Here is a 10602-nt window from a genome sequence, read left to right as displayed (position 1 = left end):
GAGCGCCTGCCTTGCACGCAGGAGGTCAGCGGTTCGATCCCGCTATTCTCCACCATGCTGGTGGAAACGGTATCGCGGTTCGTGTCTTTGATAGAATCTTCAGCCAAATGACGGTTAACCCGGTTATTTGGCTGACGGTGTCGTCAATACAGTCCCTTTTAGAAGGCCTGTGTTCTTTAAAAAATCAAGTAATAATCTAGGTCAACGACTCAACATGATGAGTGTTTAGGCGTTGACATGAAAATGGAAACATTTTCTCAAGACAAATCGTTACAAAGTTATAGTCATCGCCCTGAGCGTTGTGGGAGTCAAAAGGCCACAGCAGACTGTTCAGGGTTATAGAATCAAGTGACTAAGCGTATGTGGTGGATGCCTAGGCGATAAGAGGCGATGAAGGACGTAGTAATCTGCGAAAAGCCCCGGTGAGCTGATAAACAAGCTGTGACCCGAGGATGTCCGAATGGGGAAACCCGGCACTATAAGGTGTCATCGTAATCTGAATACATAGGATTACGAAGCTAACCCGGAGAACTGAAACATCTAAGTACCCGGAGGAACAGAAATCAACCGAGATTCCCTTAGTAGCGGCGAGCGAACGGGGACCAGCCCTTAAGCGGCTTTAATGATAAGAGAACACGTTGGGAAGCGTGACCAGAGTGGGTGATAGTCCCGTATCTGAAATCATTTTAGTCGTGAAAACGAGTAGGTCGGGACACGTGATATCCTGATTGAACATGGGGGGACCATCCTCCAAGGCTAAATACTCCTTATCGACCGATAGTGAACCAGTACCGTGAGGGAAAGGCGAAAAGAACCCCGGAGAGGGGAGTGAAATAGAACCTGAAACCGCATACGTACAAGCAGTGGGAGCCTGAATTTATTCGGGTGACTGCGTACCTTTTGTATAATGGGTCAGCGACTTACTCATCGTGGCAAGCTTAAGCGTATAGCGTAGGCGTAGGGAAACCGAGTCTTAATAGGGCGACAAGTCGCGGTCAGTAGACCCGAAACCGAGCGATCTATCCATGGCCAGGTTGAAGGTGGGGTAACACCTACTGGAGGACCGAACCCACGTATGTTGAAAAATGCGGGGATGAGCTGTGGATCGGAGTGAAAGGCTAATCAAGCTCGGAGATAGCTGGTTCTCCTCGAAATCTATTTAGGTAGAGCCTCATGTATTACTCACGGGGGTAGAGCACTGTTATGGCTAGGGGGGCCTGACCGCCTTACCAACCCATTGCAAACTCCGAATACCGTGAAGTAGCAGCATGGGAGTCACACGGCGGGTGCTAACGTCCGTCGTGGAAAGGGAAACAACCCAGACCGCCAGCTAAGGTCCCAAAATTACAGCTCAGTGGGAAACGATGTGGGAAGGCACAGACAGCCAGGAGGTTGGCTTAGAAGCAGCCATCCTTTAAAGAAAGCGTAATAGCTCACTGGTCGAGTCGGCCTGCGCGGAAGATTTAACGGGGCTCAAGCTGTATACCGAAGCTGCGGAATCGGATTTATCCGATTGGTAGAGGAGCGTTCTGTAAGCCAATGAAGGTGAATCGTAAGGTTTGCTGGAGGTATCAGAAGTGCGAATGCTGACATAAGTAACGATAAGACGGGTGAAAAACCCGTCCGCCGAAAATCCAAGGTTTCCTGCGCAACGTTAATCGGCGCAGGGTTAGTCGGCCCCTAAGGCGAGGCAGAGATGCGTAGTCGATGGGAAACAGGTTAATATTCCTGTACCGCTAATAAGTGCGATGGGGTGACGGAGAAGGCTAGGCTAGAACACAGTTGGTGTGTATCTAAGCGTTTAGGCAGAGAACTTAGGCAAATCCGGGTTCTTAATGCTGAGGCGTGATGGCGACGGTTCTACGGAACTGGAGTAGTCGATGCCATGCTTCCAGGAAAAACCTCTAAGCTTCAGCTTATTAGTGACCGTACTCTAAACGGACACACGTGGATAGGATGAGAATTCCAAGGCGCTTGAGAGAACTCTGGTGAAGGAACTAGGCAAAATAGCACCGTAACTTCGGGAGAAGGTGCGCCCCTGACGGTTCATAGCTGTTGGGGGCCGCAGAGACCAGGTGGCTGCGACTGTTTATCAAAAACACAGCACTCTGCTAACGCGAAAGCGGACGTATAGGGTGTGACGCCTGCCCGGTGCCGGAAGGTTAATTGATGGGGTTAGCTTCGGCGAAGCTCTTGATCGAAGCCCCGGTAAACGGCGGCCGTAACTATAACGGTCCTAAGGTAGCGAAATTCCTTGTCGGGTAAGTTCCGACCTGCACGAATGGCGTAACGACGGCCACACTGTCTCCACCAGAGGCTCAGTGAAATTGAAATCGCAGTTAAGATGCTGCGTACCCGCGGCTAGACGGAAAGACCCCGTGCACCTTTACTACAGCTTTGCACTGAACATCGGGCCTACTTGTGTAGGATAGCTGGGAGGCTTTGAAACCGGGACGCTAGTTCCGGTGGAGCCAATCTTGAAATACCAGCCTGGTAGTTCTGATGTTCTAACCACGGCCCCTGATCGGGGTTTGGGACAGTGTATGGTGGGTAGTTTGACTGGGGCGGTCTCCTCCTAAAGCGTAACGGAGGAGCGCGAAGGTTCACTAATCATGGTCGGAAATCATGAGGTTTGTGCAAAGGCATAAGTGAGCTTGACTGCGAGACAGACACGTCGAGCAGGTACGAAAGTAGGTCTTAGTGATCCGGTGGTTCTGTATGGAAGGGCCATCGCTCAACGGATAAAAGGTACGCCGGGGATAACAGGCTGATACCGCCCAAGAGTTCATATCGACGGCGGTGTTTGGCACCTCGATGTCGGCTCATCACATCCTGGGGCTGAAGCGGGTCCCAAGGGTATGGCTGTTCGCCATTTAAAGTGGTACGCGAGCTGGGTTCAGAACGTCGTGAGACAGTTCGGTCCCTATCTGCCGTGGGCGTTAGAATATTGAGGAAAGCTGCTCCTAGTACGAGAGGACCGGAGTGGACGAACCTCTGGTGTACCGGTTGTCACGCCAGTGGCATAGCCGGGTAGCTAAGTTCGGACAGGATAACCGCTGAAAGCATCTAAGCGGGAAGCCCCTTCCAAGATGAGTATTCTCTGGAGACTAGATCTCCCTAAAGGGCCGTTGAAGACTACGACGTTGATAGGCACCATGTGGAAGCGCAGTAATGTGTGTAGCTAAGGTGTACTAATTGCCCGTGAGGCTTGATTCTATAACCCTGAATGGTTTGTTTGGACGAAAGTGTAGGACATTACCACTAGATTATTACTGATTTTACGTGCGATTGAGCGCGGGGCAGCTGAGGCTGTTGCCGCAAACCAGTTCAGTCACACACACCGGTTTTCCTGGTGACCATAGAGACATTGAACCACCTGATCCCATCCCGAACTCAGCAGTGAAAAGTGTCATCGCCGATGATAGTGTGGGGTTTCCCCATGTGAAAGTAGGACATTACCAGGATTGAACAGAAGGGCCTCGGACAGTACAACTGTCCGGGGCTTTTTTTATGCCTGCGATTTACGCCCCCCTTTTGCATAAAGACCGCTCATCGCTTAAAAGTGATTACTTAATAACCCCTGTGATAATCTTCGTAGGTCTGCTTAATGTGTATGTCTTACACATCAGGTCATCAGATGAAAGTAATCTAAAAATAAATCGGTTCAGTAGAGAGTTATTCTCATGCTGGGGGAAACCGAAGAGCAACAGCGATAAGATATAAAAAATAACGCTGCTAAAATGGGGTTTGGGGCAAAATGAATAATAAAAAAAGTACTAACCATCCAGTGGTTGGTAACCTGCTAGCACATGCAATTTCTATGGCACTACTAATGGGGGCTTCCTCGGCTGTTCGCGCTGAGAATATTCAGTATGTTGTAACGCTAGGGCAACCAGCTGTGCAAGATACTAATGCTGATCAAGTTACATTCTATTTTGATTTAGAAAAGCCAGTCAGCAATATTGATACAGCGGATTTTCAGTTAATTAATGGTTCTGGTTCCGCTTATATTACGGCATTTGAAGTACCTACTAATGGAAGTAATCGATACCGATTAACAGTTGCGACTGGGGATACTGGTACAAGCTTGTCTGCAATTATTCCGGATAACGCGAGTATCAATGGTGCTGATGGCACCCCTGCAAGCTTAAAATTCTCCGGTAATCTCCCTACCTACCACATAGATAAAACAGCTCCGGATGCACCGATAATTTTAGAGCCACGCTATAACATGGATCAAAATCCTGTTATCAAAGGTACTGCTGAAGCTGGCTCTATTCTAACGGTTACCAACAGTATTGGTACTCAAAGCTGTTCTGTAACGGTAGACACCGATGGCCAGTGGGAGTGCCAGACATCTCCGGTACTACCTTACGGTGAAGTGACGTTGACAGCCACTACGGTTGATAGTGCGGGCAATGTGAGTGAAGCCACTCAACATGACTTGGTCGTACTGACATCTACAGGCGATGAAGATGGTGATGGGATTACGAATCAGGATGAGATCAATTTAACTGGGACGAGCCCATTGCTTGCTGACTCTGACGGTGATGGCGTGAGTGATTTAGTGGAAATTGGACCAAGCTACAGTAGTCCTCTTAATACTACTGGCGGCGCACTAATCGATGCCTTAAATCCAAACAATGATTCTGATGGTGATGGCTTAAATAACCAAGAAGAAGTTAACTTTGGCTCCAATCCACTAAGCACAGATAGCGATGCTGATGGCTTAGATGATGCGGTAGAGCAAGCCTTGGGATTAAATCCCAATAGTGCTGATAGTGATAATGATGGCACTAACGATATTGCAGAAGATAGCGATAGCGATGGTCTTCCAAATGGCGTTGAGGTTAGTTTAGGTACTGACCCGAAGCTTGTTGATAGCGACGGAAACGGTGTTGATGATGGGGATGAAGATCATGATGGTGATGGACTAAGTAACCTTATTGAAGTCAACGCTGGCCTTAATCCTTCCAAAACAGACAGCGACTCTAATGGTATCTCCGACAATATTGAAGACACGGATAACGATGGCCTGAATAATGCCCTGGAAGTTGCCATGGGTTTGAATATCGGCTTAGCAGATTCGGATAATAACGGCATAGCAGATGGTCTCGAAGATACGGATAAAGATGGTCTGGGTAACGCTTTAGAACTGACTTTAGGTACCAATCCAAATAATCCTGACACTGATGGCAATGGAGTTAGCGATGGAGATGAAGATACTGATGCCGATGGCCTAAGCAATGCGCTTGAAGTCAAGTTAGGAACCAGCCCTACAAGTAAAGACTCCGATTCAAATGGCATTGCAGATGGTGATGAGGACTCTGATAAAGATGGCTTGTCTAATCTTTTAGAACTGGCTTTAGGTACGTCACCAATCTTGGTCGATACAGATGCTAATGGCATTAATGATGGTGATGAAGATTCTGACAACGATGGCTTAAGCAATCTACTGGAATTAACACTAAATACGAATCCGGGCTCTACTGATACGGATGACAATGGCACGCCAGATAACTTAGAAGATACCGATGGCGACGGCTTAAACAATGCCTTAGAGCTTCAACTTGGAACCAACCCAGCGGTTGCCGATAGTGACGATAATGGTATCGCCGATGGCGCTGAAGATAGTGATGGCGATGGGATTCCAAACCTCACTGAGATCGCGCTTGGACTGAATCCTACGCTAGCTGACTCCGATGCTAATGGTGTGAATGATGGCGATGAGGATTATGACAACGATGGACTTACTAATGCCTTGGAGCTTGCTCTGAATCTCGATCCTGCTCTGGCAGATAGCGACAATAATGGTGTTGCAGATGGCGCAGAAGATTCAGATGGTGATGGCATTAACAACCTTGATGAAATCAATCAAGGAACAGATCCTGCAAACACTGACTCAGATGGCGATGGTATTCCTGATAATGAGGAAGATACTGACGGTGATGGTATCCCGGATGTTATTGAAATCGAAATGGGAACTGACCCCGAAAATGCTGATAGCGATGGTGATGGAATTTCAGATGGTGATGAAGACAGCGATGGCGATGGCTTAACCGACAAGCTTGAAATTCAATTAGGTACCGATCCTCAAAACGAAGATAGCGATGGTAACGGCGTAAAAGATGGCAAAGAAGATAGTGATGCTGATGGCTTAAGTAACGCCTTAGAGTTAACCATGTCTTTAGACCCGGCAAACCCAGACACCGACGGTAATGGTGTAATTGACGGTGATGAGGATGCTGACGGCGATAAACTGCCGAATGCTATCGAAGTCAAATTGGGCTTAGACCCAAATGATAGTGATACCGACAATAACGGAACGCCTGATGGTCTTGAAGACAGCGATGGCGACGGGCTAACTAATCAACTTGAAGTTGAGCTAGGATTAGATCCATCCTTAGCGGATTCTGACGGTAATGGTGTTCTGGATCGTGATGAAGATAGTGATAATGATGGTCTAAGTAATATTGATGAGATTCGCCTTGGCCTGAATCCTGCGAATGCGGATTCCGATGGCGATGGCAACATCGACTCGGTTGATATGGATTGGGATAACGATGGAATCGACAATAATGACGAGATTCCGGGCGATATGCTGGAAGACGCCGATGGTGATGGCGTACCGGTTTATCTGGATGATGATGATTCTAACCCACGTGTTCTAGACGATGATGAGAAAGTTCAGATGCCATTTGATAATGACCGTGATGGCATTCTGAATCAGCTTGATAGCGATGATGATAATGATGGCATCAAAACCATTACTGAAACGGGTGTTGTGGATAGCGATGCGGATGGCATTCCAGATTATTTAGAACCTAACAATCGTGACCGTGACGGTGATGGTGTATTCGATAATTTGGATACCGACGATGAAGGTGATGGTACGCCGACGATTAATGAAATAGGTGAGGGTGGCTATCTTAACCTTCGCGATGTCGATCTCGATGGTATTCCGGATTATCTGGATGCAGACAGTGCCAATACAGCAGGCATGACTGACGGCAGTGGTGATAGCGATCAGAACGGTATTAGCGATCGTCAAGAGTGTGAAACAGGAATCCATTGTCCGGATCTGGATTTGGATGGTGTAGCTGATTACCTGGATCGCGATGATGATGGCGATGGTGTCTACGATGCTGACGAGATCGGTGAAGATAGTAACAATCCCGTAGATAGCGATGAAAACGGTATTCCTGATTATCGTGAGCAAAATGCAGCAAGCCATCCCGATCCGGATGAGACTGGTTCAGTCGATACCGTGATAAACGGTGGCGGCGGTAGTACTTCACCATTCTGGTTGCTATTGATGGCTCCAGTTCTGGGTTTAAGACGAGTACTGAATGCGTTACAAACTAATAAAAATAATAAATAAGGCAGCTATGAAACAACATAATAAAATTAGCTGGCAGGGTGGAATGTTAGTGGGTCTGGTAAGTGTGATTGCATGCTTACCGGCACATGCCTCCGAGCCAGAAACACTGGAAGAAAGTTGGTACATTGGTGGTGGTCTTGGTATGAGTCAGCTCACACCGGATGGCGGCGATATATGGGATGTTGATGACGATAAAGACCTAAGTAAAAAAGTCTACGGTGGTTTCAATATTGGTCGTGATTTTGGTTTGGAAGCATTCTGGAATGACTTCGGAGAAGCTAAGCTAAAAAACGATAAAGGCGGTGAGGGCTCGGTGTCATATCAGGCTTACGGCGCTAATTTGGTTTATCACGTTCCAAGTTATTTCGGTACGATCCATCCAATCGCTAAATTGGGTGTGGCCAAAGTGGATACCAAAGGCAGTGGTGTTGATGTTAACCAGAAGAACAAGTTTGATGTCATGGCTGGTGTCGGTGCTGAAATGCAGTTAGAAGAAGGCTTTCGGATACGTGCTGAATATGAGCGCTTTGATGAAGATATTAATCAGCTAAGTATTGGTTTGAATTGGCGCCCGGTTTTGTACCGTCAACCAGTTGAAGCGCCACGGCCTATGCCACAGCCTATTGTACAACGTGAGCAACCCATTGTGATTGTGAATCAGGCACCACCTGCGCCACGTCCGGCGCCTGTTGTAAAGCCTGCCCCAGCGCCAAAGCCAGTCGTTAAGACGGTTGTAAAGACAGTGGTGAAACACGTACCTGTGGTTGTTAGAACGCCCGCGCCAAAGCCAATCGTAAGAACGATTATTAAGCAAGCGCCACCAGTGATTCAGAAAGTCCATGTTCCTGCACCAAAGGCTCAACCAAGAGTGATTCATAAAACGCTGGCGGGTGGCTCTCACTTTGCCAGTAACAGTGCCACACTGACGCAGTCAGGTCGTAGTGCTCTGGATCGTATGGCGAGCGACTTGTTACGCGATCGTGTAGTGATTCATAACATCACGATTATTGGTCATACCGATAGCGTGGGGTCGGATTCAGCCAACTTACGTTTGTCTCAGCAACGTGCTCAGACCGTTGCTAATTACTTGGGCTCACGAGGCCTCAATCGAAATGGCATGACTGTTGTTGGCCGTGGCGAGAAAGAGCCCATTGCGAATAACAAAACCGCAGCAGGTCGAGCACAAAATCGTCGCGTAAACTTGGTGGTTAAAGGGTCTCAAACGATTAATCGTTAATTAATATTGCTAGATCGATCCAATAAAAAAGCCACTGCAGATAACCGCAGTGGCTTTTTTGTACCTCACCAATAGTGCTAAACAGATTAGTGAATAATCTGACTCAGGAACAATTGGGTACGCTCAGATTGAGGATTATCAAAGAACTCTGTTGGAGTATTTTCTTCAATAATCTGGCCCGCATCCATAAAGATAACACGGTCAGCAACTTGCTTAGCAAAGCCCATTTCGTGGGTTACGCAAAGCATGGTCATTCCACCTTCTTCCGCTAACTCCACCATGACATCCAGTACTTCTGAGATCATTTCAGGGTCAAGTGCAGAAGTTGGCTCATCAAACAGCATCACTTTTGGATTCATGCACAAGCTGCGCGCAATCGCCACACGTTGTTGCTGACCACCGGAAAGCTGGCCAGGGAACTTGTTAGCCTGATCCGGAATTTTCACGCGCTCCAGATACTTCATCGCAGTCGCTTCGGCTTCAGCTTTCGGGGTCTTGCGAACCCAAATTGGCGCCAGCGTCAGGTTATCGATAATCGATAAGTGCGGAAACAAGTTAAAGTGTTGGAAACACATACCCACGTTCGTGCGTATCTTTTCCAGCTGCTTAATATCACCCGTCAGCTCTTCACCTTCGATGATAATCTGACCTTGCTGATGCTCTTCCAAGTGGTTAATGCAGCGAATCAGTGTTGACTTACCTGAGCCAGAAGGGCCACAGATAACAATTCGCTCGCCTTGCTTAACATCCAGATTAATATCTTTTAGTACATGGAAATCGCCATACCACTTATTCAGATTAATCATGCGAATGATGTAATCGTCCATGGCGGCTTTTTTATTTGCGTCACTCATAATCATTTCTCCAAATTAGCGCTTATGGCCCGTGTCGAGTTTACGTTCCAAGGACATAGAATAACGTGACATTCCGAAGCAGAATATCCAGAACATAAAGGCGGCATAAACATAGCCTTCGGTGTCAAATCCTAACCAGTTAGAATCCGCTCCGAGTACGTTCTGTACAACACCCAGTAAGTCAAACAGACCGATGATTAACACCAGCGTTGTATCCTTAAATAAGGCGATAAAGGTATTTACCAAGCCAGGAATAACCAGCTTCAAAGCTTGTGGCAGAATGACGAGGAACATGCTTTTCCAGTAAGTCAGGCCCATCGCAACAGCGGCTTCATATTGACCTTTTGGAATGGCCTGTAAGCCACCACGTACCACTTCGGCAACATACGCAGATTGGAATAAAATGATACCAATCATGGCTCTGGCCAATTTGTCAAAGTCTGAGCCTTCAGGCAAGAACAGTGGCAACATGACCGATGACATAAACAGCACCGTAATTAACGGTACGCCACGCCAAAACTCGATAAACAAGACTGAGACTGATTTAACAATCGGCATATTTGAGCGTCGACCCAATGCCAGAACAATACCAATCGGCAATGCTAGTGCGATACCAACAATGGAGATAATCAGGGTCAGCATCAGGCCGCCCCATTTATCGGTAGTCACTTCTTCCAAACCAAATGCGCCACCGTGGATCAGGTAGAACGCAATGAATGGGAAGATGATCAGAATGAAACCACCCAGCCACTTCTTTTTAGAGAAGCTGTTGATAAACAGTGGAATACATAGACCAATCAGTAGCAGGAACGCTAAATTAACGCGCCATGTTTCCGCTTCTGGATAGAAGCCGTAAATGGTTTGCCCAAAGCGATTGATGATATAAGCCCAGCACGCGCCTTCACGACTACATTCGTCACGAGTCTGTGCCAGCCAATCGGCATCCAGAAACGCCCAGCTAACGGCCGGTGGAATCAGAATGTAGAGTAGGTAGGCTGCGAATAACGTCAATATAATGTTAAATGGACTGGAAAATAGATTGTGCTGCAGCCAGTGAATCGGGCCCTTGGTGTTGTTAGGAGCCGGTTGGGCGGGAAGCATCTTATCGGTTACATACATAGTGTGTACTC

The 10602-nt window shown here is 47.4% G+C and carries 4 protein-coding genes, 1 tRNA gene and 2 rRNA genes (1 of these 7 only partly in view); 5 read left to right on the top strand and 2 right to left on the bottom strand.

Features of this window, described 5'->3' with window-relative positions:
* The 5 genes from LEUMU_RS0114455 to LEUMU_RS28120 form a co-directional block, all read left to right on the top strand.
* Nucleotides 1-55, top strand: a tRNA-Ala gene (locus LEUMU_RS0114455); it begins 21 nt to the left of the window's first position.
* A 287-nt stretch (nucleotides 56-342) separates the two neighbouring features.
* Nucleotides 343-3216 (top strand): 23S ribosomal RNA (locus tag LEUMU_RS0114450).
* 132 nt (nucleotides 3217-3348) lie between these two features.
* A 5S ribosomal RNA gene (gene rrf, locus LEUMU_RS0114445) occupies nucleotides 3349-3464 on the top strand.
* Nucleotides 3465-3757: 293 nt separating this feature from the next.
* A complete protein-coding gene (locus tag LEUMU_RS0114440; RefSeq protein ID WP_022952999.1) occupies nucleotides 3758-7381 on the top strand; it encodes an Ig-like domain-containing protein in 3624 nt (1207 codons plus the stop codon).
* Between the two features lie 7 nt (nucleotides 7382-7388).
* Nucleotides 7389-8618, top strand: a complete 1230-nt coding sequence (locus tag LEUMU_RS28120) for an OmpA family protein (RefSeq protein WP_022952998.1) — start codon at nucleotides 7389-7391, stop codon at nucleotides 8616-8618.
* 86 nt (nucleotides 8619-8704) lie between these two features.
* On the opposite strand, the gene LEUMU_RS0114430 is transcribed toward LEUMU_RS28120, so the two are convergent.
* The gene (locus LEUMU_RS0114430; protein WP_022952997.1) at nucleotides 8705-9472 is read right to left on the bottom strand and encodes an amino acid ABC transporter ATP-binding protein; all 768 of its coding nucleotides are present in this window, start codon (nucleotides 9470-9472) and stop codon (nucleotides 8705-8707) included.
* Between the two features lie 15 nt (nucleotides 9473-9487).
* Entirely contained in the window at nucleotides 9488-10591 is a 1104-nt protein-coding gene (locus LEUMU_RS0114425) for an amino acid ABC transporter permease (RefSeq protein ID WP_022952996.1), read from the bottom strand.
* Nucleotides 10592-10602 lie beyond the last annotated feature (11 nt).

It is taken from the genome of Leucothrix mucor DSM 2157 (assembly GCF_000419525.1).
GTDB classification, from domain to species: domain Bacteria; phylum Pseudomonadota; class Gammaproteobacteria; order Thiotrichales; family Thiotrichaceae; genus Leucothrix; species Leucothrix mucor.
Note: the sequence above shows the minus strand (reverse complement) of the source record. Positions and strands in the feature narration are given on the sequence as shown.